We start from the raw sequence: 26,971 nt of genomic DNA, 5'->3' as shown, positions 1-26,971 counted from the left end.
GCGCGCCATCCTTTGCCTGAAGGGGCGGGGGATCAGCCGATGGTCTGGCCATCCTCGCGCCAGACGGCGATCACAGCGGAACGGGGCTTGCCCGTGTTGTCGGGCCAGGACCCGCCGGGGTGCTGGATGCCGACAAAGGCGGTCTTGCGGTCGGGCGACCAGGTCAGGCCGGTCACCTCGGCGCCCTTGGGGGCAGTCAGAAAGCGGGCGATCTGGCCGGTGTCGGGGTTGCCGACCAGCATCTGGTTGTTGCCCTGGCCCGCGAATTCGCCTTCGTTGCTGTCCTCGCCGTCGGTCTGGATCCACAGCATCCCGTCGGACGAAAACGCCATCCCGTCGGGCGAGTTGAACATATTGCCCTCGTTGATGTTTTCCGACCCGGCATAGGCATCGTCGAAGACCGTCGGATTGCCTGCCATGACATAGAGGTCCCAGGTGAACCCGGTCGCGCCATGATCCTCGTCCGAGGGACGCCAGCGCACGATCTGGCCGAAATTGTTGGCCTCGCGCGGGTTCGGGCCGCCGACCGGGGTGGCGTCGCCGCCCTCGTTGGGTTCCACGCCGCGGTTCTTGTTGTTGGTCAGCGCGCAATAGGCCTCGCAGCGCAGCGGATGGCAAGCGACCCATTCGGGGCGGTCCATCGTGGTCGCGCCGACCTTGGACCCGGCCATGCGGGCAAAGACCAGCATTTCGTCCATGGCCATGCCGGTGGTCTCGGGGGTCAGCGGCAGCCATTCGCCTGTCATGTCGTCGTTGAAGCGGGCGACATACAGCGTGCCGTCCGACAGCAGGCCGTCGGTGGGCTGACCTTCGGCCCAGGTCCCGTTCGACACGAACCGGTACAGGAACTCGCCGCGTTCATCATCGCCCATATAGACCACGACGCGACCATCCTTAGCCTGCACCATCTCGGCGTTCTCATGCTTGAAACGGCCAAGGGCGGTGTGCTTGACGGGGATGGACTGCGCGTCGAGCGGGTTGATTTCGGTGACCCAGCCGTGGCGGTGGGGTTCGTTCGGTTCGGCCATCAGGTCGAAGCGTTCGTCGAATTTCTCATAGGCATAGCGGCTTTCGCCCCCGATGCCGTAACGCGTCTCGGCTTCGGTCGGCTGGTGATCGGCGGCGGCGCCGAAATAGCCGTTGAAGTTTTCCTCGCAGGTCAGATAGGTGCCCCACAGCGTCTTGCCCGACCCGCAATTGTTCATCGTGCCTTTGGGCGACATCCCCTCGGGGTCGGCCTTGGTGCGGACCAGCGCGGAGCCCGCGGCGGGCCCGTCCATGGTCATCGGCGTTTCATGCGTGATGCGGCGGTTGTAGGGGCTGTCCAGAACGATCTGATATCCATCGTCGCCTGCGGCGATCTCCATGACGGTGACGCCCTGGATGTTCTTCAGCATGCGGACCTGATCAGCGGATTGCGGCATCCCTTCGGTTTCGGCGGGCAGGTTGATTTCGGGGTTGGCATATTCCGAATTGATGGCAAGGATGATCCGGTCGCCATCGGTGAAGGTTTCCATGCCATCGGTGTTTTCGCCGAAGACCTTGTCCGACATCTCGACCGGGACGCCGTTTTCGGCCGAATAGGCACCCTCGGCATCCGAAAACAGGGCGTCGCCCCACCGCACAAGCGGCTTCCATTGATAGCCTTGCGGGACGTGGACGTCGAAATCGGTGGCGATGCCGATCGGCTGGAAGGCAAAGGCCGCAGCCTGCGCCCGGGCCGAACTGGCCGAGCCCAGGATGCCCGTCCCCATCACGGCCGCGCCCGAACCGAAGGCCAGCGCCGCACCCAGGAAGCCCCGGCGCGACAGGGCGCGTTCGACCACGGCGTCGAAACCGTTGGTATCCGGGCGCGGGTCGCGCAGTTCGTCATATTCGTCCCACGACAGGTTGGCGATGTCCTGTTTGTTCATGGTGAAGCCCCTCTTGCGTCTTTGTGTCCGGCGTCGGTCAGGGTGACCGCGCGATGCCGCAGGGCCTACGCCTGATTTCCTTCAGTTTTCTGACAGGGTCGCGAAGGTTTCATGTCAGCAGGTGGCGCATCAGGCGGGCGGCCTCGGGGATGGGGCGGATCAGGGGGACGGGGCTTCGGGCGGCGATGCGCTCGGCCGCCTGCGCCAAGGGGCCTCCGCCGATGATGACGGCCTTGGCGCCCGCGCGGGCGGCGTCATGGGTCGCGGCCAGCAGGGCCGGGTCCAGCCGATCCGGGTCCGACATCACCGCCACAGCAGGCCCGGGGGTCAGGAAGCATCCCAGATAGGGCGCATCCCCCGCATGGGTCCGCATCAGCGCATCGATGCCGTCGCGCAGGTCCGGGGTCGTGGTAGCGACCGCGAAGGCACGCCCCCTGGCAGCACGCGCTGCCGCCGCGCCGATGCCGATGACCGGGCAGGACAGACGCGCGGCCAGCCGGTCGGCGCCCGGATCGCCAAAGGCCGCCACGATCACGCCCCGGCAGCCCGGCGGCAGTTCCAGCAGGGCGACCTGATCGGCGGCTTGGGCCAGCTGGCCCGGCGTCTGGATGACCTGCGGCCCGCGCGGGGCGGTCCACCCCTGCAGATCGGGCAGGAAAGGCGCTGCGATGGCGCAGATCTGTGCCGTCGTCGTCGCGTTGCTGTTGGGGTTCACCACAAGAATCATGCAGACCTCTTTTCCTTGCCGCGATGGGCGCGTCCGTCGCGGATCAATGTCCATCGCCATGCCCCGGACGAAGGCATGGTTTTCCTGCATGCAGAAATTGTCATCAATCTGACCGCCCTTTGTGCAGGTCGGCGCCGATCCATGTCTGGCTGCCGGTCTTCCTGACCCCGACTGGTGCGGTTTTGGGCGACCGCGACAATGGTCGGTCCCGAAAGCGGGCGATCAAGACCCCTGCGGATCTGTCCCAAGACCTGTTGTCCATCAAGGAGAATGACATTGCTTCACCTCAGAAAAGGCCTTGCCGCATTGGCGCTGTCGGTCGCGATGCTGGGCGCCCAGGGTGCCGCGGCGCAGGGAACGCTGCGGATCGGGATGACGGCATCCGACATCCCCCTGACCACCGGCCAGACCGATCAGGGCGGCGAGGGGCTGCGCTTCATCGGCTATACCGTCTATGACGCGCTGATCAACTGGGACCTGACCAGTGCGGACCAGCCCTCGGTGCTGGTGCCGGGGCTGGCGACGGAATGGGCGGTCGACGCCGAAGACAAGACGAAATGGGTCTTCACGCTGCGCGACGGCGTGACCTTCCACGACGGCAGCACGTTCAACGCCGAAAACGTGGTCTGGAACCTGGACAAGCTGTTGGACGAGGGTTCCGAACAATACGACCCGCGCCAATCAGCCCAGGGCAAGTCGCGCATTCCCGCCATTGCCGGCTATCGCGCCATCGACGACCTGACGCTGGAGATCACCACCACCGAACCCGACGCCACGCTGCCCTATCAGCTGGCCTGGATCATGATGTCCTCCAAGGCCAACTGGGAGGCGCAGGACAAGGATTGGGAAAAGGTCGCGCAGCACCCTTCGGGGACCGGTCCGTGGAAGCTGGAGACCTTCGTGCCGCGCGAACGGGCCGAACTGGTCCCCTTTGCCGAATACTGGGACGACACCCGCGTCCCCAAGCTGGACAAGCTGGTGCTGATCCCGCTGCCGGAATCCAATGCGCGCTCGGCGGCGCTGATGTCGGGGCAGGTCGACTGGATCGAGGCACCGGCCCCCGACACCATTCCCGCGATGCAGGGGAACGGCTTTGTCATCTCATCGAACGCCTATCCGCATAACTGGACCTGGCACCTGAGCCGGGTCGAAGGTTCGCCTTGGAACGACATCCGCGTGCGAAAGGCCGCCAACCTGGCCATCGACCGCGAGGCCATGGGCGCGCTGCTGGGTGGGCTGATGATCCCCGCCGAAGGTTTCGTGCCGCCCGGATCGCAGTGGTTCGGCGAACCCGATTTCAAGCCGACCTATGACCTTGAGGCCGCACAGGCCCTGATGACCGAAGCGGGCTTTGGTCCCGACAACCGGCTGAAGGTCAAGGCGCTGATCTCTCCCTCCGGTTCGGGGCAGATGCTGCCGTTGCCGATGAACGAATACATCCAGCAATCGCTGGCCCAGGCCTGGATCGATGTCGAGTTCATGGTCGTCGAGTGGAACCAGATGATCAACCTGTGGCGCGCGGGCGCCGCCGATCCGTCGGTCGAGGGATCGCAGTCGATCAACTTCACCTATTTCATCCAAGACCCGTTCACCGGCTTCATCCGGCACCTGGATTGCGATCTGGTCGCCCCGAACGGCACCAACTGGGGCCATTACTGCGACGACGAGATGAAGGACCTGTTCGAAGAGATCAAAACCACCTTCGACCCGGCCGCCCAGGACGAGGTGCTGCGCCGTACGCACGAGAAATTCGTCGACGACGCGCTGTTCCTGATGGTCACGCATGACGTGGCACCGCGGGCGATGTCGCCCAAGGTGCAGGGCTTTGTGCAGCCGCAGAACTGGTACTTGAACTTCTCGTCCATCACGATGGCCGAGTGATCCGATATCGGCCGCGCCCCGTACGGGTGCGGCCAAGACAGGGACGCATCCATTGCTCAGCTATTTCCTTCGACGTCTGATCCTGGTGCTGCCGGTGGCCTTCGGGGTTTCGGTCGTGTGCTTCGCGCTGGTGCAGATCGCGCCGGGCGATCCGCTGACGGCCATCATGCCGGTCGACGCCACCGCCGAACAGCAGGCCGCGATGCGCGCGGCATACGGTTTGGACAAGCCCTTGCCGGTGCAATACCTGATCTGGATCGGCAACCTGCTGCAGGGAGAGATGGGCCGCTCCATCGCCAGCGGCCGCCCCGTCGCGGACGAGGTCTTCGGTGCGGTCGGCAATTCGCTGCTGTTGGCGGCCGCGGCGGCGGTGATTGCCTTTCCGATCGGCACCTTCCTGGGGTTTCTGGCGGGCTATTTCCGCGACACGATCCTGGACCGCCTGATCACCGCGCTGTCGATCACCGGTGTCTCGGTGCCGAATTACTGGCTGGGGATCGTGCTGGTCATCATCTTTTCTGTCAATCTGGGCTGGCTGCCCTCGATGGGCGCAGGGCCGGGCGGGTCGCAGGATTGGCAGTGGGACTGGGCGCATATGCGCCACCTGGTCCTGCCTGCGGTGACGCTGGCGGTGGTGCCCATCGGCATCGTCGCACGCACCGTGCGGGCGCTGGCGGGCGACATCCTGTCGATGGATTTCGTCACCGCGCTTTATGCCAAGGGCCTCAGCCGCGGCGACGTGCTGCGCCACGTGGCGCGCAACGCCGCCGCCACCGCGCTGTCGGTGATGGGGTTGCAGCTGGGATACTTGCTGGGCGGGTCGATCCTGATCGAGACCGTCTTCAACTGGCCCGGATCGGGGTTCCTGCTGTCGAACGCGATCTTCCAGCGCGACCTGCCGCTGTTGCAGGGCACGATCCTGATCCTGGCCATGTTCTTTGTCGGCATGAACCTGATCGTCGACGTGGCGCAGGCCGCCATCGACCCCCGCATCAAGAGGAGCTGACATGGCGCAGACCGAAACCGCCATCGCGGCAACCGCTCATCGCGGCTATTGGTCGGCCGTCCTGTCACGCCTGCGGCGCGACAAGGTGGCCATGACCTGTCTTGTCATCCTCGGCCTGCTGGTGGGGTCGGCGGTCTTCGCGCCTTGGCTGGGCCTGGCCGATCCCTATCAGGGCAGCATGATCGCGCGGCTGAAGCCGCCGGGCGCGCCGGGCTATCCGCTGGGCACGGACGAACAGGGGCGCGACATGCTGGCCCGCCTGATCTATGGCGGGCGGCTGACGCTGTTCATCGGGCTGATGCCGGTGGTGATGGCTTTCTTCATCGGTGGCGCGCTGGGGGTCGTAGCGGGCTATGTCGGCGGCATCACCAACACCATCATCATGCGGGTGGTCGACGTGTTCTTCGCCTTTCCCTCGGTCCTGCTGGCCATCGCCATCTCCGGGGCGCTGGGCGCGGGCATCGTCAACAGCCTTGTGTCGCTGACCATCGTCTTCATCCCGCCCGTGACGCGGGTGGCCGAGGCCGTGACATCGGGCGTTCGACAGCTGGACTATATCGATGCGGCGCGGGCATCGGGGGCCAGCGCGCTGACGGTGATCCGGGTGCATGTGATCGGCAACGTGCTGTCGCCGGTCTTCGTCTATGCGACCTCGCTGACCTCGGTCTGCATGATCCTGGCGGCGGGGCTGTCCTTTCTGGGCATCGGCGTGCGCCCGCCCGAACCTGAATGGGGGCTGATGCTGAACACGCTGCGCTCGGCCATCTATGTGAACCCGTGGCTGGCGGCGCTGCCGGGGGTGATGATCTTTGCCACCTCGCTGTGCCTGAACCTGCTCAGCGACGGCCTGAGGAGTGCGATGAATGTCCGCGACTGACAAACCCCTGCTGAGCGTGCGCGACCTGAAGAAGCACTTTCCCATCAAGGGCGGCATCCTGGGCCGCACGCAGGGTATGGTGCAGGCCGTGGATGGCGTCAGCTTCGACGTGGCCCCCGGCGAAACCCTGGGCATCGTCGGCGAATCCGGCTGCGGCAAGTCCACCACCGCGAAACTGCTGATCGGCCTGACCGACCGGGACGAGGGGGACATCGTCCTGAACGACAGGACCCTTGGTCGCGACATGACCCTGCGGGCGCTGCGTCGTGATATCCAGATGGTGTTCCAGGACAGCTATGCCTCGCTGAACCCGCGGATGACCATCCTGGACAGCGTGGCCTTCGGGGCGCGGGTGCAGGGGCTGGACGATCCGTTGGGCCGCGCGCGGCGCCTGATGGACCGCGTGGGTCTGGCCGCTGACCGCTTTGCCCACCGCTATCCGCATGAATTGTCCGGCGGCCAGCGCCAGCGGGTGAACATCGCCCGCGCCCTGGCCATGTCGCCCAAGGTCGTGGTCCTGGACGAGGCCGTCAGTGCCTTGGACAAATCGGTCGAGGCGCAGGTCCTGAACCTGCTGGCCGATCTGCGGGCGGAATTCGGGCTGACCTATATCTTCATCAGCCATGACCTGAACGTCGTCCGCTATATCTCGGACCGCATTCTGGTGATGTATCTGGGCGAAGTGGTGGAGATCGCCCCCGTGGACCAGATCTGGGCCGATCAGGCGCATCCCTATACCCGGTCGCTGTTCTCGGCGATGCCTTCCATGGACCCCGACAACCGCACTGAAAAGCCGCCGCTGGCGGGCGATCCGCCGAACCCGATCGACCCGCCCTCCGGCTGTCGCTTCCACACGCGTTGTCCCTTGGCCGGCCCCGTCTGCAAGACGCGCCACCCGGTCCTGGGACCGCGTGCGCAGGGGTCGACGCACTGGGTGGCCTGCCACCTGCATGACGCCCATTCGGGCCATCCCGAGGCCGGAAAGGTGGTGCCCGCATGACCAACACGCTGTTGCAGATCGAAAATCTGGATGTCCGCTTCAAGGGCGCCCGCAATGTCCATGCCATCAACGACCTGTCGCTGGAGCTGAAGCAGGGCGAAACCCTGGCCCTGCTGGGCGAAAGCGGGTCGGGCAAAAGCGTCACGCTGAAGACGCTGCTGCGGTTGCTGCCCGAAAAGCGCACCGATCTGGGGGGCAGGATCCGCTTTGACGGCACCGACATTATGACGCTGTCGGGGCGGGCGCTGCGATCCTATCGCGGCGGTGATGTGTCGATGGTGTTCCAGGACCCTGGGCTGGCGCTGGACCCGGTCTATACCATCGGCCAGCAGATCGCCGAAACCGTGATGCGTCACAAGGGCATCAGCCGCGCCGACGCGATGGAGGTCGCGCTGGACATGCTGCACCGCGTCCGCATCCCGTCGGCAGAACGGCGGATGAAGAACTATCCGCACGAACTCTCGGGGGGGATGCGTCAGCGGGTGATGATCGCGCTGGCGCTGGCCTGCCGTCCGCGCCTGTTGCTGGCGGATGAACCGACCACGGCGCTGGACGCTACCGTGCAGATCCAGATCCTGCTGCTGATGCGCGAATTGCAGCGCGAATTCGGCATGGGGGTGATCTTTGTCACCCATGACATCGGCGTCGCAGTGGAAATTTCCGAACGGATCGCAGTCATGTATGCTGGCCAGATCATCGAGGAAGGCACCACGCATGAGGTCATCCGCAACCCCCAGCACCCCTATACCCAAGGGCTGCTGGCGGCGAACCTGCATGACGTGGCGCGCGGCACGCGGCTGGACGCAATTCCCGGATCGCCCCCCGCGCTGGAAACGCGCCCCGATGCCTGTCCCTTTGCGCCGCGCTGCCCGCTGGTCATGGATGCCTGCCGCCAGGCGCTGCCGCCGACGCAGCGCCCCGGTCCGCGGCGTCGCGTCGCCTGTCTGCGTGCGGGCGAACCGATCCCGGCCTAGGGGGTCAGGATGGTGGCGGCGGGGCGGTCAAAGCTCTGCCGTCCGCGTTTGAAGCCCATCAGCGGTTGCGCGATGCCGGCAAAGGCATCTGTGGCCGAAGCCGCGTCCAGCACCACCAGATCGGCCCAGGCCCCGACATGCAGCCCGTAATCCGCCAGCCGCAGGATGCGCGCAGCGTCATGGGTGATCATGGCCATGCAGCCCGCGAAATGGTTGGCGCCCAGATGCATGGCGTTGGCATAGAGATTGGCCATGCGCATCAGCGACGCATCGCCATAGGGCGTGAAGGGGTTCATCACGTTGTTCGTGGCCACCGATACCTGCACCCCGGCCTGCGCCAGCAGATGCACCGGCGCGATGCCGCGGGGCGCACGATGCCCCATTTCCATCCCGTTCAGATAGAGATCGGTCGCGGGCAGGGCCGTCACCGCCACCCCCGCCTGCGCCAGCATGGCCGCATATCGGGCAAAGCGCACGTCATCCATCATCGCCAGCTTGGTCGCATGGCCGATATTCACGCGCCCCTGCCAGCCGTGACGGACGGTCGCATCGCAGACCGCGTCCATCTGCGACCCGTCCGGGTCCAGGTCGAAATCCAGGTGAAAATCCAGATCGACATCGTGGCGGACGGCCATAGCGAACAGACGTTCGATCTGTCCCACCGGGTCGGTGTCGGTATAGGGGCAGCCGCCCAGCAGATCGGCCCCCTGATCCAGCGCCTGTTCCAGCAGATCCTCGGTGCCCGGATCGTTGGTCAGGCCTTCTTGGGCAAAGGCGCAGATCGACAGATCCAGTGCGAAAGCGAAATTGCGTTTCAGCGCCAGCATGGCCTGGAAGCTGCGAAGGCCCGCCCTTGGGTCGACCTCGACATGGGTGCGCATGTGCATGGTGCCTTGGGTGATGGCCTTGCGGATGACGCGGGCCGCACGGTCATGGACATCGGCCACGGTGAAGTCGCGCTTGGCCGCCGAGACTGCCGCGACCGCCCCTGCCAGCCCGCCCGCCTGGCCACATCGGCACAGCAAGCCCGCCTTGTCCAAGTGGATATGGGTTTCGACCAGCCCCGGAATGACCACCCGCCCGGCCAGATCATGCATGCAGGCCGCCGGACCAAGACCCTTGCCGATGCCTGCGATCCGACCATCCCTGACGCCGATGTCGCAAACCGCGTCATCAAGGCGGGAATTCAGCAGCAGCAGGTCGAATGGGGCGGTCATGATCTTGCATTCCTGTGCTATTGTGTATGGGATAAGTGTATGCAGTTGGAATCCAAAACTTCAAGGATCAAAGAGGCGCATCATGGACCCGAAAACCGAACGTGACCTGCAGGCGGTCAAGGATTACCTGGATGCCTCGATGGCGCGCGACACGGAAAGGGCGGCGCGTTTCGTCGCGCCGGGCTTTGTCTGCCGCTTTACCGGCGGGCGGGTCTATGACGCGCCGGACGGGCCGACCGGCTTCAACGCCGGGCGTTACAAATGGGTCAGGAAACGGATCGAGCGTTATGACGTGATGCCCGGCGATGGGCAGACGGTGATCTACAGCCTGGGCTATCTCTATGGCGAATGGCCCGATGGGACGGCCTTCGACAGGAACCGTTATGTCGACCGGTTCACGGTCAGGGACGGGCTGATCCTGGATACCGATGTCTGGAACGACAGCGCCGAATGGATCCTGGACCCCTCCATCGCCCGCAGCTAGTCGCCGCGATAGGGCGCCAGGATGCTGACCAGATCGCGGCCACGCGCCTCCTGTCCGCCCAACAGCGCGCGCGAGGCGACGGCCTCAAGGTGATCGGCCATCATCTGGGCGGCCTTGTCGGCGGGGCCCTTGGCAATGGTGTCGATCAGCTGCAGATGCTCGCTAATCGCGCATTCCGATGAATGCGGCCGGCCAAGCGATGACAGCGAAAGCCCCGCCCGATAGCAGATTTCCGTGACATAGCGCACCAGGATCGGACGGCCGGTCATTTCGGCCAGCCTGATGTGAAACTCGGTCGCCAGCCTGATCGAGGCGCCCTCGGGGCCGTCGCGCGCATCATGTTCCTGCCGGACGATATCCTTCAATTCGCGGATCTGGGCGTCGGTCAGATGACCGGCCAGATGCCCCACGACCTGGCGTTCCAAGGCCACGCGGATGTCGAAGATATCGCGGGCATCGGCGGGGGTGGGGGCCGCAACGGTGGCGATGCGGTTGCGCCGCAGGTCGACCAGCCCCTCGGCCGCCAGCTGCCCCAAGGCGTGGCGGGCGATGGTGCGGCTGACGCCGAAGCTTTCGCCCAAGGCATCCTCGGGCAGGCGGTCGCCGGGGAACAGCGCGCCCTCGATGATGGCGCGGCGGATGCCGTGGCAGATGGCGGACATCCGGTCGCCTTCGGATCTGCTTGCCGTCTTGCGTGTCGTCATGGCCCGTTCCCCGCCTGCATCATTCCTGCGCATCGACCCGTCCAATGCGGAAAAAACCCGCACAAGGCCGCTGCCCCGATGCTTCCCGTCCCGAACATTGTTGTCGCCCGCCGGAATGCCGGCATAGATCGAAGCAGTGAAGTGCATGCACTTTCGTCATGCATCTTGGACGGGAAGCCACCATGCAACCTGAAATCGCACAGATCGCGACCGAACAAAAGCGCCCTGCGGTGCAGCTGTCCCGCGCCGGCGTGTCCTTCGGGCAGGGCGATGCCACGGTGCAGGCCCTGCAGCCCACCGACCTGCGCATCGACGAGGGAGAGTTTCTGGCGCTTGTCGGCCCGTCGGGCTGCGGCAAGTCCACCATCCTGAAATTGGCCAGCGGGCTGCTGCGCCCCACGACCGGCGCGGTCATCGTCGGCGGGCGCGAGGTCGCGGCCAGGGCCCTGCGTGTCGGCATGGCCTTCCAGAACCCGACCATGCTGCCTTGGCTGACCATCGAACAGAACGTCATGCTGCCGCTGAAGATCGTGCAGCCATTCCGCCGCGACTTTGCCCGCAAGAAGCGCGGCGAATACCGCGACCGGGTCCATGCCCTGCTGGAGGATGTGGGCTTGGGCAAGTTCGCGGGCAGTTTCCCCTGGCAGCTGTCGGGCGGCATGCTGCAGCGCGCCAACCTCTGCCGCGCGCTGATTCACGGCCCCAGCCTGCTGCTTCTGGACGAACCCTTCGGCGCGCTGGACCAGTTCACCCGAGAAGAGCTGTGGGGCACCATGCAGGACCTGTGGACCAAGCGCCGCCCCACCGTGCTGCTGGTCACCCACGACCTGAAGGAGGCGGGCTTTCTGGGCACCCGCATCTGCGTCATGAGCGCGCGCCCCGGCCGCATCATCGACGACAGCCCCGTGACCTTCCCGCGTCCGCGCACGGTCCAGATGACCTTCCAGCCCGATTTCGTCGCCCTGAACCAGCGCCTGCGCGAACGCATCATCGATGCCCGCAGCGAAACCTTGGAAGAGGTCTGAACCATGCCCTATGCCATCCGCCGCCGCATCTGGGCGGCCCTGCTGATCGTCGGTTTCTTCGCCGCCTGGGAAATCCTGTGCATCGCCATGGACGTGTCCGACCTGGTCGTGCCCCGCCCCAGCCAGGTCTTCGCCACGCTGTTCGACCGCTTTCCGGTGCTGGTGCCGCATATCATCCACACGCTGTGGACCACGATGATCGGCTTTGTGCTGGGGGTCATTGTCGGTGTCGTCATCGGGGCCGCGATCGGCACGTCGCGCACCGCCTATGACACGGCCTATCCGCTGCTGATCGGCTTTTCGTCCATCCCCAAGGTCGCCGTCGTGCCGATCTTCGTACTGTGGTTCGGGGCAGGGCCAGTGCCTGCGGTCCTGACGGCGCTGGCCATGTGCTTTTTCCCCATCGTCGTGAACATCGCCACCGGCCTTGCCACGACCGAGCCCGAGCTGGAGGACGTGCTGAAATCCCTGGGTGCCAGCAAGATGGACCTGCTGCTGAACGTGGGCCTGCCGCGCACCATGCCGTTCTTTTTCGCATCCCTGAAGATCGCCGCGACCTTTGCCTTCGTCGGCACCGTGCTGGCGGAAACGGTCGCCTCGAACAAGGGCATCGGCAACGTGATGATGAGCGCGTCCTCCAACTTCGACGTGCCCCTGGTCTTTGCCGGGCTCTTCATTCTGGCCTTCCTCGGCGTCGCTCTCTACGTCCTCTTCTCTCTCATCGAGGGACGGTTCGTGGGATGGGCCAACCGCCGCGACGATTTCGCATCCACCTGAACCCCCCTTGGAGTCCCGACATGCCGATGAAAACCCTGCTTGCCACCGTCGCCACCCTGACCATAGGGACCGCCGCCATGGCCGATACCGATATCCGCTTTACCCTGGGCTGGAAGACCCAAGGGTCGGACGCGCCCTTCCTGATGGCCCTGGAAAAGGGCTATTTCGCCGAGGAAGGCCTGAACGTCACCATCGATCAGGGCGAAGGATCCGCCGCCACCGTCACCCGCATCATGTCGGGCACCTATGACGCGGGTTTCGGCGATATCAACGCCATCATCCAGAACGCCGCGACCCGCCCCGACGAAACCCCGGTGATGGTGTATCAACTGTGGAACAAGCCGCCCTTCGCGGTTGTCAGCGCCAAGGCCACGGGCATCACCACCCCCGCCGATCTGGCGGGCAAGACGCTTGGCGGGGCGCAAGGGACGCCGACTACCCGACTGATGCCGGTGCTGGCCCGTCAGAACGACGTCGATATCGACGCCATCGACATTCAGAACATGGCTCCGAACCTGCAGGAACCGATGCTGATCCGCGGCGATATCGATGGCGCAATGGTCTTCAACATCACCAGCTGGTTCAACCTGATCAACAACCGCCAGGACCCTGCCGCCGATTACAACTGGCTGAATTTCGGGGATTTCGGGCTGGATCTTTATTCCAACGGGATGATGGTGTCGCAGGCGTTGATCGCCGAAAACCCCGAAGCGGTGACCGGCCTTGTCCGCGCCGTGAACCGCGCCGCCGTCGAGATCGCCAAGGACCCCGAGGCGGGCGCCGATGCCGTCATGGCCTATGACAACCTGGCCAAGCGAGATCTGGAAAAGGCGCGGATGCTGTTTTCCTATGAAAACCTGATCGCCTCGCCCGAGGTCGAACGCATCGGCCTGGGTGATCTGGATGACGAACGGCTGGCGCGGTCCATCGATCTGGTGGCCGAAGGCTATCAGCTGGAAACGAAACCCGATGCCGCGGCCATTTTCACCCGCGATTTCCTGCCGCCGCTGGAAGACCGCCAGCTGATCATGGCCGACTGATGCCGGGCATGGTCACCAGCCCGCACCCCCTGGCCAGCCATGCGGGAGCCGAGGTGCTGTGCCGTGGCGGCAATGCCGCCGAGGCCGCCGTGGCCATGGGGGCGGTCCTGACCGTCGTCATGCCGCATTTCTGCGGCCTTGGCGGGGATGCGGTCTGGATGCTGGCCGACCGCAACGGGCTGGAGACGTCGATCCTGGGGATCGGGCAGGCGCCGCATGTGCTGCCCGATCTGGACGGTCCGCTGCCGATGCGCGGGGTGGGGTCGATGCTGACCACGGCCTGCGCAGTGGACAGTTGGGATCAGGCGCTGGATGTCTGGGACGGGGGGATGGATTTTGCTGACCTGATCGCCCCGGCCATCGCCCTGGCGCAGGACGGGTTCACGCCATCGCGCAGCCAGAATTTCTGGCTGGATTTCCGCGCCGCCGACTGGCCCGCATGGCCGGGCTTTGCCGGGCGTTTCGACCACCGCAGCAGCGACGGTCCCCTGCGCCAGCCCGAACTGGCCGATATGCTGACCCTGATCGCGCGCGACGGGCCGCGCAGCTTCTATGATGGGCGGGCGGCCGAGAGGGTGGCGCAGGGGCTGGCTGATCTAGGTGCAGCGATCACGCCCCCCGATCTGGCCGCCACGCGCAGTCAGCGATGCGAGCCGGTGGCCCTGGATTATCGCGGGCTGCGCCTGTTGGTACCGCCGCCGCCGACCCAAGGCATCACCACCCTGGCGATCATGGGCATCCTGGCGCAGCTCGATGTGGGCGACCCCACGCATCGGATCGTCGAGGCGGTCAAGCAGGCCTTTCTGGATCGCCATCAGATCGCCGATCCCGACATGGTTCCGGTCGATTGCGCCGCCCTGCTGTCGCCTGCGCGGCTGCAGGCCAAGGCCGCTGCCATCCGCCCGGACCGCGCGATGGACTGGCCGCAACCGTTCCAGCATGGCGATACGGTCTTTCTGGCCGCCCGCGACGATCAGGGACGCTGCGCCAGCGTGCTGCAAAGCACCTTTTTCGACTGGGGCAGCGGGGTCGTGGTGGGCGATACCGGCATCATCTGGCAGAACCGCGGCGCCGGTTTCTCGACGCTGCCGGATCATCCGAACTGCATCGCGCCGGGCAAGCGGCCCTTCTATACGCTGAACCCCGGCATCGCGATGAAGGATGGCGCGCCGCATCTGCTTTACGGAACCCAAGGGGCCGATGGTCAGCCCCAGACACTGGCGGTGATCCTGTCGGCGCTGATCGACGGGGGGATGATGCCCGCCGAGGCCTTGGCGCAGCCGCGTTTTCTGCTGGGCCGGACCTTTTCGGACAGCGGCGACAGCCTCAAGCTCGAGGCGTCGCACGGGCCACAGATGGTGGCAGCGTTGCGTGACATGGGGCATCAGGTATCGGAACTGCCCGCCCTGTCGCCGATCTTCGGATGCGCGGGCGTGATCCGGATCGATGATGGCGATGTCAGCGGCGCGCATGATCCGCGCGGCGAAGGCATCGCGATCGGAACCCACCCCCGGCCGTGACCGGGGGCGGGTCGTCGGTCATTCCGCGGCGATCGGCGGGTTGGTCTCCGGCGGGATCGGGCAGGCATAGGGATGTTCGGCCAGATGATCCTGATGGGCCTTTTTGGCTGCGGCGATCAGCGCCGGGTCGGTCAGCGCCGCCCGCGCGGTCGCGGCCATCACCTTGGCGGCGTGCAGCATGCCCTTATGCGCGGCCGGGGCCTTGCCCTGGGCCGTCTGCTGCCAGCTGTGCAGCGCCGTGCCCACTGCGCAGGTCGCCACGCGGGCCTGGACCGTCGGCACCGCCCAGCTGACATCGCCCACATCGGTCGAGCCCATCCCGCCCATGAAGGGCCGGTCCAGCGGCGCGATGAAATCGCACAGCGGCATGTCGTAATCGGGCTTCATCGCCAGGCGTTCGAAGGTGTCGGCGATATCCTCGCGCGAGAGGCTGTCGCGGATGGCGGTGGCGAAGGCTGCGTCCTCGGCGTCGAAGGGGACGGGGCCCAGGGCTTCGAATTCGGCCTGCATGGCCTGGGACAGGGGGCGGTTCTCGGTCAGGTTCGACACCGCCGAAAAGACGCGTGATGTGACCTTGGTCCCCGACATCAGCGCCGCACCGTCGGCGATGGCGCGCACCCGTTCGACCAGCGAGGACAGGCCCCCCAGGCTGGGGCTGCGGATCAACTGGCGCACGGTCGCCTTGGCCTGCACGACGTTCGGCGCGATGCCGCCCGCGTCCAGATAGGCGTAATGCACCCGCGCCGCATCCGGCATGTGTTCGCGCATGTAGTTGATGCCGATATTCATCAGCTCGACCGAATCCAGCGCCGAACGGCCCAGTTCGGGCGCCCCCGCGGCGTGCGCCGCCTTGCCGTGGAAGGTGAAATCGATCCGGGTGTTGGCCAGCGACCGCATGTCGTCGACCGCGTTGAAGCTGGCCGGGTGCCAGGTGATCGCGATGTCCACATCGTCAAACTGCCCGTCGCGCACCATATAGGTCTTGGCGGCGCCGCCTTCCTCGGCGGGGCAGCCGAAATAGCGGACGCGGCCGGGGAGCCCTTCGGCCTCCAGCCAGTCCTTGACCGCGGTGGCTGCCGACAGCGCGGCCGATCCCAGCAGGTTGTGCCCGCAGCCATGGCCGAAACCATGATCGGCAATCTGGCGCGGTTCGGCCAGGCCCGGCTCCTGCGACAGGCCGGGCAGGGCGTCGTATTCGCCCAGGATGGCGATGACGGGGCCGCCGGCGCCCGCCTCTCCCATGACCGCGGTCGGGATGCCGGCAACGTTTTCGGTCACGCGAAAGCCCTGGTCGCGCAGCATCTGGGTGTGGGCGGCGCAGGACTTCACCTCGCCATAGGCCAGTTCGGGGGTGTCGAAGACGCGGTCGGCCAGGCCGGTGAATTCCGGGCCCTTGGCATCGACATGGGACCAGATCGGATTGTCGTTACGCAATGGTAGTCTCCTTGGAAGGGGGCGTCAGGCCGCCCGGTCGTTCAGGTGGCAGGCCGACATGCGGCCGGGGGCCACCTCGCGCAGGACCGGCACCTCGAGGCGGCAGCGGTCATGGGCATGGGGGCAGCGGGGGTGGAAATGGCACCCCTTGGGCGGGTTCAGGGGCGAGGGGATCTCGCCCTTGATGGCGTGATAGCTGCGCTTGCCGGTCTCGAAAGTCGGGATCTCGCTGATCAGCGCCTGGGTATAGGGGTGGTTCGGCCGCGCGATCAGATCCTCGGCATCGCCCAGTTCGACCAGGCGGCCCAGATACATGACCGCGATCCGGTCCGAGATATGTTCGACCACGCCCAGATCGTGGCTGACGAACAGATAGGTCAGGTCGAAATCCTGCCGCAGCTTCACGAACAGGTTCAGCACCTGCGCCTGGATCGACACGTCCAGCGCAGCGACAGATTCGTCGCAGACCAGGAAATCGGGCCGCACCGCCAGCGCGCGGGCGATGCCCACCCGCGCCCGCTGCCCGCCCGAGAACTGATGCGGATAGCGTTTGGCGGTGGCCGGATCCAGACCCACCTGGTTCAGGATATCCTCGACATAGCCGTCGACATCACCCTTGGGCACGATGCCATGGACGCGCGGCGCCTCGCCGACGATGTCGCGGACGCGCATGCGCGGGTTCAGCGACGACATCGGGTCCTGGAAGATCATCTGGATCTTCAGCGCCGCATCGCGGGCGGCGGCACCCTTCAGGCCCGCCACGTCCTGGCCGTTATAGACGATGCGCCCGTCCGACGGCGCGGCCAGCCCCGCCACCATCCGCCCCAGGGTGGACTTGCCGCAGCCGGATTCGCCGACCAGGCCCAGCACCTCGCCCCGGCGGATGTCCAGGCTGACGTTGTCGACCGCATGGACGGTGACCGGCGCGATCTTGGCGCCCAGCTTGCGGGCGGTGCGTTCGGCGATGTCCAGGTCCTTGGAAAAGCGCTTGGACACGCCGTCGATGGTCAGGATGGTGTCTTGGGTCACGACAGGGCCTTTCCGTCGGCATCGCAATGGGGGTGGTGGCAGCGCACATGGCGGTCGGCGCCTGCGGGGTCCAGCGACGGCTCGACCCGGCAGGCGGCGTCGGCGCGGGGACAACGGGGGGCGAACTTGCACCCGTCCGGCAGGTTCAGAAGCGACGGCGTCATGCCGCGGATCTGGGTCAGCATCGCGCCGTGACGCTTGCCCTGCGGCACGCTGTCGATCAGCCCGCGCGTGTAGGGATGTCGCGGGTTCGCGATGATCTGCGCGGTCGGCCCTTCCTCGATGATGCGGCCGGCATACATGACGGCCAGGCGGTCGGCCAAACCCGACACCACGGCCAGATCGTGGGTGATCCAGATCAGCGACGTGCCCGACCGGGCACACAGCGCCTGGACCTCGGACAGGATCTGCGCCTGGATGGTCACGTCCAGCGCCGTCGTCGGTTCGTCGGCGATGATCAGGTCGGGCTTGTGCAGCAGCGCGATGGCGATGGCCACGCGCTGGCGCATGCCGCCCGAGAACTGATGCGGATAGCTTTGCAGCCGTTCGTCCGGGGACGAAATGCCGACTTGGACCAGCGCCTCGCGGCAACGGGCCAGAGCCTCGGCCTTTGACACTTTGTCATGGGCGCGCACGGTCTCGATCATCTGGGTGTCGATGCGCAGGACCGGGTTCAGCGTCATCATGGGATCCTGGAAGATCATCGCGATGCGCTTGCCGCGCAACTGGCGCAGCATCGGCTCTCCTCCGGCGATCAGGTCGTCGCCGTCAAACAGGATCTGCCCCCCGGTCACCCGGCCCGGCGGATCGACCAGACCCAGGATGGAAAAGCCGGTGACCGACTTGCCCGACCCGGATTCCCCGACCAGGCCCAGGATCTGGCCGCGTTCCAGCGAAAAGCTGACCCCGTCCACCGCCTTGGCCACGCCGTCGCGGGTGAAGAAGTGCGTCTGCAGGTTCTTGACGTCCAGCAATCTGTTCATTTCTGCAACCTCGGGTTCAGGACGTCGCGCAGCCGGTCGCCGACCAGGTTGATGGCGATGATCGTCACCACCAGCGCGATGCCGGGAAACAGGCTGATCCAGTAGCTGCCCGACAGAAGGTAGTCGTAGCCATTGGCGATCAGCAGCCCCAAAGACGGTTCGGTGATGGGCACGCCCACGCCCAGGAAAGACAGCGTCGCCTCCAGCGCGATGGCCTGGGCGATCTGCACGGTGGCGACCACGATCAGGGGCGGGACGCAATTGGGCAGCAGGTGGCGGAACATGATCCGCCGGTCCGACAGCGCCAGGCAGCGCGCCGCGTCGATGTAATCCTTGCGCCGTTCGACGATGGCCGAACTGCGGACCGTGCGCGCGTAATAGGCCCATTGCACGATCACCAGCGCCAGGATCACCTTGTCCACGCCGCGGCCCAGCAGGGCCAGCAGGATCAGCGCGATCAGGATGGCCGGGAAGGACAGCTGCAGATCGACGATCCGCATGATGAAGCTGTCCAGCCGGCCGCCGAAATAGGCCGCCGAGACGCCGACGATGGTGCCGATGGTGATCGCCAGCGCCAGGGAGACCAGCGCGACCATCAGGCTGATGCGCAGCCCGTACATGATCGCCGACAGCATGTCGCGGCCCTGCTGGTCGGTGCCCAGCCAATAGGTCATGTCGGTGCCGAAGCTGGTCTCGCCCGGGGGCAGGGCGCTGTCCATGATGTTCAGCTGCGCCAGGTCATAGGGGTTCTGCGGCGCGATCCAGGGCGCCGCGATGGCGATCAGCGCCACCAGGATGAACAGCGCCAGTCCGACGACGGCGACGGGATCCTCCAGGAATTCCTTGGCGATGCGCCGGGTCGGGCTGTCGATGCGGACGGGGGGTGCGGGGGGGGCGATATCGGTCATCCCTTCATCTCCGACAGGCGGATGCGCGGATCCAGCAGCGAATAGATCACGTCGACCAGCAGGTTGATGCCCACGATGATCAGCACCGTCAGCATCAGGTAGGCCACGATGACCGGACGATCCAACAGGTTGATGCTGTCAATCAGCAGCTTGCCCATGCCCGGCCAGGCAAAGACGGTTTCGGTCACGATGGCGAAGGCCACCATGGAGCCCAGTTCCAGCCCGATGATGGTGACCACCGGAATCATGATGTTCTTCAGGACATGGACCAGCACGACGCGGCGGCCCGACAGGCCCTTGGCGCGGGCGAATTTCACATAATCCTGCAGGCAGACTTCGCGCGTGTTGGCGCGGGCCAGGCGGATGATCAGGGACATCTTGAACAGCGCCAGGTTGATGGCGGGCAGGATCAGGTGGGTCAGCCCGTCCCAGGTCAGGAAACTGACCTGCATCCCCAGAAACTCGGTCGTCTCGCCGCGGCCACCCGCGGGCAGCCAGCCCAGCAGCACGGCAAAGACCAGGATCAGCAGCATCCCCTGCCAGAAGTTCGGCAGCGAAAAGCCCAGGATCGACCCGCCCATGATGGTGCGGCCCGCGATGCTGTGGGGGCGCAGGCCCGCCCAGACCCCCAGGGGAATGCCGATGCCCACCGACAGGGCCAGCGCGACCAGTGCCAGTTCCATCGTGGCAGGCAGGCGGTCCAGGATGATGTCCAGCGCCGGGCGGCCATAGACGAAGGATGTGCCCAGATCGCCCTGCAGCGCGTTCCAGATGAAGATGCCGAACTGCTGGTACAGCGGCTTGTCCAGGCCCAGACGTTCGGTCGTGGCCAGGATGTCGGCCTGCGTGGCCTCGGGGTTGATCAGCACATCCACGGGATTGCCGATGAAATAGACGCCAAGAAAGACCAGGACGGCCATTGCCATGACGGCAAGCAGGCTCTGGCCCAGACGGCGGACAAGATAGACGATCATGGCGGAGGTCCTTCGCGATCCGGCATTCGGCAAGGGTCCGGCATCCCCGCGAAGGGATGCCGGAGGGGTCGGATCATTCGGCCTTGGCGGGCTTCACTTCGGACGCCATGGTGTATTGGTCGACGCGCGGCTCGTAGGTCAGGTCCGGCTTCATCGCCCAGACGGTCTGTTCGTAATGCAGCGGGATGATGCCGAAATCGTCCAGGACCATGGTTTCGGCCTGTTGCAGCATCTGGTCGCGCTTGGCGTCGTCGATGGTGGCCATCGCCTCGACCAGCACCTTGTCCATCTCGGGGTTGGAATAACGCCCGGCATTCGTCGGACCCATGCCCGTGTCGGCGTCATAGGTCGCGACCAGCGATTTCAGCGGCGAGGACATGTCCCCCGACGATGCGCCCCAGCCCGCCATGTAGATGGGGAATTCCAGCGCGTTGCGGCGGCTGAAGAACTGGCTGGCGGTGCTGGCATCCACATTGGTCTGGATGCCGATGCGGGCCATCATCTGGGCCACTGCCTGGGCCACCTGTTCGTCGTTGATATAACGGTCGTTCGGCGTGCCGAGGGTGATGGTGAACCCGTCCGGATAGCCGGCCTCGGCCAGCAGCTCCTTGGCGCGTTCGGGGTCATAGGCATCCACCGCCCGCCCCGAGGTGCCGAACATCGGCGGCGGCAGCAATTCGCCCGCGGGTTGGGCATAGCCGCCCATGATGCGTTCGGCGATGGCGTCCCGGTTGATCGAGATTGAGATCGCCTCGCGGACGCGCGGGTCCAGCAGGGGGTTCTTGCCATCGGTGCCGCCGATGCCTGGGGCGTCCTCGGTCTGCTGCATGTGCAGATAGATGATGCGGTTCGACAGGGCGTCGACGACGTTGAAGCCCGCATCCTCGATGCGCTTGATGTCCTGGATGGGGGGCGATTCGATCATGTCGACATCGCCCGCCAGCAGGGCCGCCACGCGGGGGCCGTCGCTGGTGATCGGGCGCATGACGACCCGATCCCAATCGGGCGCGCCGCCCCAGTAATCGTCAAAGCGGGTGACGACCATTTCCGACCCGCGGGTATAGTTGTCCAGCTTGTAGGGGCCGGTGCCGACGGCGACATCGGGCGAATTGAAGGCCGGCGACTGGGGCACGTCGCCCATGCCTTCGCAGTTGCCTTCGGGGCCATAGGTGACGGTCTCCTCGGCGCCCAGGGCATTGGCGGACACGACTGCCAGGCTCCACAATTCGGTGGGCAGAAGGGGGTTCGTGGCCTTGGTGGTGATGGTCAGGGTGTGGTCGTCCTCGGCCTGCATGTCGGCGATGCCGCCGGTGAAGATCGTGAAGGCCGAGGGCGAGTTCTGAACCAGCGGCACCCGGCAGAAGGAATAGATCACGTCGCGGGCGGTGAAGTCGCTGCCGTCATGGAATTTCACGCCCTGGCGCAGCTTGAAGCGCCAGGTGGTGTCATCGACGGCCTCCCAGCTTTCGGCAAGGCCGGGGGTCACCTTCTGCACGGCGTCCTGGGTGGTCAGGGCCTCGAAGATGTTCTTGGCCACCTGGATGTTGGTGGACAGCTGATGGAATTGCGGGTCCATCGAGGTCGCTTCGGATTTCAGGCCGATCGACAGATCCTGCGCCATCGCCGGGGCAAGCCCTGCGACGATGAAACCGGCCATCAGCGGAAAGGTCAGTGCTTTCACGGGGATATCCTTCCTGTTGTCGTATTTTTTTCGCGTTTTTCAGCCCCGAAGTTGATCCCCGGTGGTGCAATCAGCTTGGCTGTCACGGTATTATGCGATAATCAGAAGTCAATCACGAATATCAATGCGTTTTGGTAATACCACAGGATGCCCCCAAAATGACCACTGACAAGGCAGCCGAGGCCAAGGACCGCCGATCCGGCATCACCCTGCGCGAGCTGGAGGTGCTGCAGGCCCTTGTGGGGGCGGGCACGGCTATCAATGCGGCGCGCAGGCTGGGCATCTCCCAATCGGCGGTCAGTCGCAGGCTGGCCCAGCTGGAAGACCGGTTGGGGTTTCAGCTGTTCATGCGGGCAGGGGGGCGGCTGGTCCCCACGGTCGAGGCGATGTCGATCAACGAACAGCTGACCCCGGTCTTCGACACGCTGGCGCGCATCGCCAACCATGCCGATCAGCCCCAGAAGGCCCATGCCGGCAGCTTGGCCATCGTCGCCCCGCCGACCATAGCGCATCGTTTTTTGCCGGCGCGCATCGCGGCCTTCAAGAAGCAGAACCCTGACCTGCAAATCACCTTCGAGGTGCTGGCCAGTGACAGCCTGCTGACCGGGATCGCCGAACGTCGCTTTGATATCGGACTGACCGACAGCGTCACCGCGCACGAAGGGATCCAGTCCGAACTGCTGCTGGAAACCCAGGCGATCTGCATCCTGCCGCAGGACCACCCGCTGACCGCACAGGACGTGATCCGGCCCGACGATCTGCAGGCGCAGGATTTCATCGCCCTGTCGCGTCGCCATTCAAGCCGCGTCATCATCGATCGCGTTCTGGACAAGGCCGGCGTGCGGCCCAACATCGTCATCGAGGCCTCGACCAATGTCGCCGCCATCGAATTCGTCCGCGCGGATCTGGGGATCGCGGTGCTGAACCCCTTTCCGTTGGTCCATCAGCTGGGCGACGGGGTGGTGATGCGGCCCTTCATGCCGGCGCTGTCCTACAGCACGAATTTTCTGCTGCCATCCAGCCAGGCGCCTTCCGCGGCGACCTTGGCCTTCATGCAGGCGACACGCGCCAGTCTGGATCGTGCCGCCTATCCCGCCCTTGCGCCGCTGGCCTGACCCGACAAAGGAACAACCGATGCCCACCCCCTCCAGCCGTGACATCCTGGCAGAACTGGTCGCTTTCGACACCACCAGTCGGAATTCCAACCTTGCGCTGATCGACCATGTGCAGGCGTACCTGTCGTCGCATGGCGTCGAAAGCCGCCTGGTAATGGACGCGACCGGACAGAAGGCCAACCTGTGGGCCACGATCGGCCCTGCCGACCGGGCGGGGGTGATCCTGTCGGGGCATACCGACACCGTGCCAGTGGACGATCAGGACTGGGCCAGCGATCCCTTTGTTTTGGATGCACGGGACGGTCGCCTTTACGGGCGCGGTGCCTGCGACATGAAGGGGTTTCTGGCCTGCGCGCTGGCCGCCGTTCCGGCGCTTGTCGCCCGCGATCTGAGCCGACCCGTGCATCTGGCCTTTTCCTATGACGAAGAGGTCGGCTGCGTCGGCGTCGTCGGCCTGCTGGAGATGCTGCAGGCGGAAAACATCCGGCCCGACATGTGCATCGTGGGCGAACCGACGCTGATGGAGGTGGTGATCGGCCACAAGGCCAAACGCTCGATGCGGGTGACGGTGCGGGGCAGGGGGTGCCATTCCTCGCTGGCGCCCCAAGGGGTGAACGCGGTCGACTATGCCGCGCGCCTGGTGGTCCGGATGCAGGACATCGCAGCCCGGCTGGCGTCAATGGGGGACCGTGACGCGGATTACGACATCACCCACAGCACTGCCCATACTGGCGTGATCCGCGGCGGGACGGCGCTGAACATCGTGCCCGACAGCTGCACCGTCGACTGCGAATTCCGTGTCCTGCCCCATGAGGATGCCGACGCGCTGGTGCAGGAATTGCGCGACTATGCCACCGAATTGGAGGCGGGGATGCAGAAGATCGCCCCCGAAGCCGGAATCGAGATCGAAGTCTTTGCCCAGTTCCCCGGTCTGGACACCGACCCCAACGCCGATGTCGTGACCCTGATCAAGCGCATGACCGGCACCAATGGTCATTCCAAGGTCGCCTTCGGGACCGAGGGTGGACGCTTTGATCAGATGCTGGGTGTGCCGACCGTCATCTGCGGGCCGGGATCGATCGGCCAGGCCCACAAGCCGAACGAATATATCGATCAATCACAGCTGGATGCCTGCGACGATTTCCTGGCCAAGATTGCCGACTGGGCCGCGCAACCGACCTGAACTGCATGCACCGGATCGCCCCGCAGGCGATGGCAATCGTTCGGAGGGCCCCGTCGTCTCTCCGAATGTCATCATCCTTTGCCGCGGACAATGTGACATGGGTTGCGATGGTGGAGATAGTGCACCCGACAGGAGCCCGCTTAGGGTGAGCTTTCAAACGTTTGCGCGGGAAACAGGGGTGGGGTCCACCTATCGGTTTTCAATAGGTTACAGACATTATTGGAAACAAGTTTGGCCACCGCGTCGAGCATGGCGTGCAGCTTCTTGAGCATGAATATCTGTTTGGGATGCAGATGAGGCGACCATGCAGCGGCAGCGATGGGGTGAGGGCTCAACAAGCCGCCGCATCTCGCCCATGGAACAACCAAGTTTGACCCGCGTTGTGACTGCAACTCGACTGAAGGAGAGATTACATGCTGAAAAGTTCAATCATTGCCGCGTTGGCGATCCCGCTGGCCAGTGTCGCAGTTGCGCAGACGGCGGACGTGTCTGGCTATACCAATATCGACGACATCGCCGTCATCGGAAGCGACGATAACAAGATTGGGGAGGTTGAAACCGTCCTGGTCGATGAGGCTGGCATGCCTGTCGCCGTGGTAATCGAGGTCAACGACGGGTTCCTTGATCTTGGCGATTCCGACGTGGTTGTGCAGATGGACGCCCTCACTTGGGAGGACGGCCGTTATAAAACGACGATGACTGCCGAGGCTATGGGCGAACTTCCGAAGTGGGACGATTGATCACTCGGTCACTTTGATCAGCAGATCAGGGAGCCGTAGCTGCGGCTCCCTTTTTTTATGCCACCCAATCGAACGGCGTTCCCCGTCCCGATGCTGCCGATTGGCTTTCGTAGGCTACTGCACTGCGGCTTTCCGAAACCGGACGTCAGCACTTGGAGCAGGGAGAGCTACCCATCGTTTTTTGTCCGTGGACGATTTGGTCATGCACTGCAGGTGCAGTGTCAGCACTTCGCGCTCACAGATCTTCCGCGAAGAGCGAAAGCTAAGCAAACGGCGTGTCGGCGGAAATACAGTCAGCTTGGTCAGTGGATACGGATGTTTATACTGGTTCACTGCAACCAATGCCTAGCTTGTTGCATGGGGAGCTTCCGGCGGCTGGAACGTTTTAAGAAGCCTACCGCCAGGTTCGCTTAATCTTTGCCAATACCTTTTGCAAAGCGATCCCAGTCATCGATGATCATCGATGCAAATACATTTCCAACTCGGAATGCATTCTCGGTGGCGGGACCGAAGCCTCCGGATTCCGCTGCCAGAGACGCGGCGGTGTCCTGCCCTTCATATGCACGGTCGAAATTCGATGCGGTTCGAAGGACGGCAATGCGGTCCATGTCCAGCCGTCCCGCCTCGGCAGCGCGCGACAATGCGGTGAGGGTTGCATTATCTTCCATCTGACTCATGCAGTAATCCGCTGCCCCGTCGGTCATCAGGCTAGTATGCTCGGCAACCTCCTGTGCGATCGTCTGGCCATGCCAATAGGTGTCGCCCGAAACCGAAGCGCACACCAACACCTGCGGGGATGCCTTCGCGGCCTCCTGCGCGTAGTTCGCCCGATACGCAGCCGCTCCTTCGCTGTCGGCAAGTTCGACATCCTGGGTGGCCTCGTAGGCGGCGGTGACAAGGGCGGGGTTGAGGGTGAAGACTTCGGTTCCAGCGCTCCATCCCGGTTTTTCGCCAGGTGCCTTGGCGCCAAGCTCGACGATCTGGGTGGTCCAGTCCGAGGGGGCATCGCGACTGTCGATTCTGTGGACCAATCCGGCATCCACCACATGATCCGCCCACGCCGCCGAACCAAGCGTTCCATTTTCGGGGTCGACGCCAGCAATGCCTGCGATCAGCACGTAAGTTTGGGACAGGTCGAGCTTGTCAGAAAACCCGACAGCCATCGCCGAGCTGGCCGCATTCGCGAAGCCCATCGTCGTCGTCATGACGCAAAGGTCTGCGTTGCAGGACAGGGAGTCATATTCCTTCGGCAAGCCGGGAACGGTGATCTTGTTCGGCAGGTCGAGGTTTTTAAGCCAAGGCGCGGCTTCCGCCTCGAACATCGCCATCACGAGGACCTTCGGAGCGAAGACCTCGGCGGCGGCATATGACGGCAGCGCGGAGGCAGCTGCCATGACAGCGGCGCTGACATGAAGAGTGGTGCGATTCATCTTGTTGTTCCTTGGTCGGCTTTCATGCGGGTCGTAGCGATCTAAGCCTGAACCTGCCAGATCGTGCTGCCACCTTGACCAACCTAGAGAACGCGTATGCTGCACAAGTTTGCAACGTGTGCATTTTTTAGGCGGCTTGATGCGTGATCAAGGGAACTGGCCCATTGCGGCCAGACAGCATCGGTCCGGCGCCGCACTGCAGCGTCCTCAAACCGTACGTATGTGCTTGGCGCAGCCTGACCTGCCACGGGATTTCTCCACCGCTGATTAGAGTCCGGCCCAACTTGAGGACGGACAATGAAGCGCACAAGGTTCACGAATGAACAGATCATCGGCATCCTTGGGGAGC

The 26,971-nt window shown here is 64.9% G+C and carries 24 protein-coding genes; 13 read left to right on the top strand and 11 right to left on the bottom strand.

Annotated features, from left to right (window positions below; translation table 11 throughout):
• Positions 1–32: 32 nt before the first annotated feature.
• Together DKT70_RS14825 and DKT70_RS14820 are read right to left on the bottom strand one after the other, a co-directional pair.
• Entirely contained in the window at positions 33–1,913 is a 1,881-nt protein-coding gene (locus DKT70_RS14825; RefSeq protein ID WP_111559867.1) for a PhoX family protein, read from the bottom strand.
• Positions 1,914–2,022: 109 nt separating this feature from the next.
• Complete coding sequence (locus DKT70_RS14820) at positions 2,023–2,640, bottom strand: aspartate/glutamate racemase family protein (RefSeq protein ID WP_146612648.1); 618 nt, start codon at positions 2,638–2,640, stop codon at positions 2,023–2,025.
• 270 nt (positions 2,641–2,910) lie between these two features.
• On the opposite strand from DKT70_RS14820, the gene DKT70_RS14815 reads away from it, so the two are divergent.
• From DKT70_RS14815 to DKT70_RS14795, 5 genes are read left to right on the top strand one after another with little or no spacing between them, the layout of a single operon-like run.
• Positions 2,911–4,521 (top strand): ABC transporter substrate-binding protein, encoded by a 1,611-nt coding sequence (locus DKT70_RS14815; protein ID WP_111559865.1) that lies wholly within the window; start codon positions 2,911–2,913, stop codon positions 4,519–4,521.
• Positions 4,522–4,573: 52 nt separating this feature from the next.
• Complete coding sequence (locus DKT70_RS14810; RefSeq protein WP_111559864.1) at positions 4,574–5,527, top strand: ABC transporter permease; 954 nt, start codon at positions 4,574–4,576, stop codon at positions 5,525–5,527.
• A 1-nt stretch (position 5,528) separates the two neighbouring features.
• Complete coding sequence (locus tag DKT70_RS14805) at positions 5,529–6,404, top strand: ABC transporter permease (RefSeq protein WP_111559863.1); 876 nt, start codon at positions 5,529–5,531, stop codon at positions 6,402–6,404.
• Positions 6,391–7,404 (top strand): ABC transporter ATP-binding protein, encoded by a 1,014-nt coding sequence (locus DKT70_RS14800; RefSeq protein WP_111559862.1) that lies wholly within the window; start codon positions 6,391–6,393, stop codon positions 7,402–7,404. Before DKT70_RS14805 ends, DKT70_RS14800 begins: the two co-directional genes overlap by 14 nt.
• Complete coding sequence (locus tag DKT70_RS14795; protein WP_111559861.1) at positions 7,401–8,378, top strand: ABC transporter ATP-binding protein; 978 nt, start codon at positions 7,401–7,403, stop codon at positions 8,376–8,378. The genes DKT70_RS14800 and DKT70_RS14795 overlap by 4 nt, the downstream gene beginning before the upstream one ends.
• Here DKT70_RS14795 and DKT70_RS14790 read toward each other — a convergent pair.
• Entirely contained in the window at positions 8,375–9,595 is a 1,221-nt protein-coding gene (locus DKT70_RS14790; RefSeq protein WP_111559860.1) for an amidohydrolase family protein, read from the bottom strand. The two genes, DKT70_RS14795 and DKT70_RS14790, sit on opposite strands and share 4 nt — an antisense overlap.
• 82 nt (positions 9,596–9,677) lie before the next feature.
• On the opposite strand from DKT70_RS14790, the gene DKT70_RS14785 reads away from it, so the two are divergent.
• A complete protein-coding gene (locus DKT70_RS14785; RefSeq protein WP_111559859.1) occupies positions 9,678–10,079 on the top strand; it encodes a nuclear transport factor 2 family protein in 402 nt (133 codons plus the stop codon).
• On the opposite strand, the gene DKT70_RS14780 is transcribed toward DKT70_RS14785, so the two are convergent.
• On the bottom strand, positions 10,076–10,783 hold the full coding sequence (locus tag DKT70_RS14780; RefSeq protein WP_072298214.1) for a GntR family transcriptional regulator: 708 nt from the start codon (positions 10,781–10,783) through the stop codon (positions 10,076–10,078). The genes DKT70_RS14785 and DKT70_RS14780 overlap by 4 nt on opposite strands.
• 182 nt (positions 10,784–10,965) lie before the next feature.
• Here DKT70_RS14780 and DKT70_RS14775 point away from each other — a divergent pair, with 182 nt between their 5' ends.
• The 4 genes from DKT70_RS14775 to DKT70_RS14760 are packed head-to-tail and all read left to right on the top strand — an operon-like array spanning position 10,966 to position 15,145.
• Positions 10,966–11,808: an ABC transporter ATP-binding protein gene (locus DKT70_RS14775; RefSeq protein WP_233490600.1), complete on the top strand. Its 843-nt coding sequence runs from the start codon at positions 10,966–10,968 to the stop codon at positions 11,806–11,808.
• Positions 11,809–11,811: 3 nt separating this feature from the next.
• Complete coding sequence (locus DKT70_RS14770) at positions 11,812–12,585, top strand: ABC transporter permease (protein ID WP_111559857.1); 774 nt, start codon at positions 11,812–11,814, stop codon at positions 12,583–12,585.
• Positions 12,586–12,605: 20 nt separating this feature from the next.
• Positions 12,606–13,625 carry an ABC transporter substrate-binding protein gene (locus DKT70_RS14765; RefSeq protein WP_233490599.1) on the top strand — a complete coding sequence of 340 codons (1,020 nt, stop codon included), beginning with the start codon at positions 12,606–12,608 and terminating at the stop codon, positions 13,623–13,625.
• Positions 13,625–15,145 (top strand): gamma-glutamyltransferase family protein, encoded by a 1,521-nt coding sequence (locus DKT70_RS14760; RefSeq protein ID WP_199559616.1) that lies wholly within the window; start codon positions 13,625–13,627, stop codon positions 15,143–15,145. Before DKT70_RS14765 ends, DKT70_RS14760 begins: the two co-directional genes overlap by 1 nt.
• A gap of 18 nt (positions 15,146–15,163) precedes the next feature.
• Here the strand turns inward: DKT70_RS14760 and DKT70_RS14755 are convergent, their stop codons facing one another.
• The 6 genes from DKT70_RS14755 to DKT70_RS14730 all read right to left on the bottom strand — a co-directional run bounded on the left by DKT70_RS14755 (position 15,164) and on the right by DKT70_RS14730 (position 22,154).
• Positions 15,164–16,579, bottom strand: coding sequence for a M20 family metallopeptidase (locus DKT70_RS14755; RefSeq protein WP_111559856.1), 1,416 nt, complete (start codon positions 16,577–16,579; stop codon positions 15,164–15,166).
• 24 nt (positions 16,580–16,603) lie between these two features.
• Positions 16,604–17,608, bottom strand: a complete 1,005-nt coding sequence (locus DKT70_RS14750) for an ABC transporter ATP-binding protein (protein ID WP_111559855.1) — start codon at positions 17,606–17,608, stop codon at positions 16,604–16,606.
• Positions 17,605–18,591: an ABC transporter ATP-binding protein gene (locus DKT70_RS14745; protein WP_111559854.1), complete on the bottom strand. Its 987-nt coding sequence runs from the start codon at positions 18,589–18,591 to the stop codon at positions 17,605–17,607. The genes DKT70_RS14750 and DKT70_RS14745 overlap by 4 nt, the downstream gene beginning before the upstream one ends.
• Positions 18,588–19,499 carry an ABC transporter permease gene (locus DKT70_RS14740; protein WP_111559853.1) on the bottom strand — a complete coding sequence of 304 codons (912 nt, stop codon included), beginning with the start codon at positions 19,497–19,499 and terminating at the stop codon, positions 18,588–18,590. Before DKT70_RS14740 ends, DKT70_RS14745 begins: the two co-directional genes overlap by 4 nt.
• Positions 19,496–20,473: an ABC transporter permease gene (locus tag DKT70_RS14735; protein WP_072298207.1), complete on the bottom strand. Its 978-nt coding sequence runs from the start codon at positions 20,471–20,473 to the stop codon at positions 19,496–19,498. The genes DKT70_RS14740 and DKT70_RS14735 overlap by 4 nt, the downstream gene beginning before the upstream one ends.
• A 73-nt stretch (positions 20,474–20,546) precedes the next feature.
• Positions 20,547–22,154: an ABC transporter substrate-binding protein gene (locus DKT70_RS14730; RefSeq protein ID WP_199559615.1), complete on the bottom strand. Its 1,608-nt coding sequence runs from the start codon at positions 22,152–22,154 to the stop codon at positions 20,547–20,549.
• 158 nt (positions 22,155–22,312) lie between these two features.
• On the opposite strand from DKT70_RS14730, the gene DKT70_RS14725 reads away from it, so the two are divergent.
• The 3 genes from DKT70_RS14725 to DKT70_RS14715 all read left to right on the top strand — a co-directional run bounded on the left by DKT70_RS14725 (position 22,313) and on the right by DKT70_RS14715 (position 25,192).
• Positions 22,313–23,269 carry a LysR substrate-binding domain-containing protein gene (locus tag DKT70_RS14725; RefSeq protein ID WP_111559852.1) on the top strand — a complete coding sequence of 319 codons (957 nt, stop codon included), beginning with the start codon at positions 22,313–22,315 and terminating at the stop codon, positions 23,267–23,269.
• Positions 23,270–23,288: 19 nt separating this feature from the next.
• Positions 23,289–24,452, top strand: a complete 1,164-nt coding sequence (argE, locus tag DKT70_RS14720; RefSeq protein ID WP_111559851.1) for an acetylornithine deacetylase — start codon at positions 23,289–23,291, stop codon at positions 24,450–24,452.
• Positions 24,453–24,865: 413 nt separating this feature from the next.
• Positions 24,866–25,192 (top strand): PRC-barrel domain-containing protein, encoded by a 327-nt coding sequence (locus DKT70_RS14715; RefSeq protein WP_233490598.1) that lies wholly within the window; start codon positions 24,866–24,868, stop codon positions 25,190–25,192.
• Between the two features lie 410 nt (positions 25,193–25,602).
• Here DKT70_RS14715 and DKT70_RS14710 read toward each other — a convergent pair whose 3' ends face one another.
• On the bottom strand, positions 25,603–26,622 hold the full coding sequence (locus DKT70_RS14710; protein WP_111559850.1) for a purine-nucleoside phosphorylase: 1,020 nt from the start codon (positions 26,620–26,622) through the stop codon (positions 25,603–25,605).
• Positions 26,623–26,971 lie beyond the last annotated feature (349 nt).

The organism is Paracoccus sediminilitoris, from assembly GCF_003259195.1.
Classification (GTDB): Bacteria; Pseudomonadota; Alphaproteobacteria; order Rhodobacterales; family Rhodobacteraceae; genus Paracoccus; species Paracoccus sediminilitoris.
This window is presented reverse-complemented; position numbering and strand designations above follow the sequence as displayed.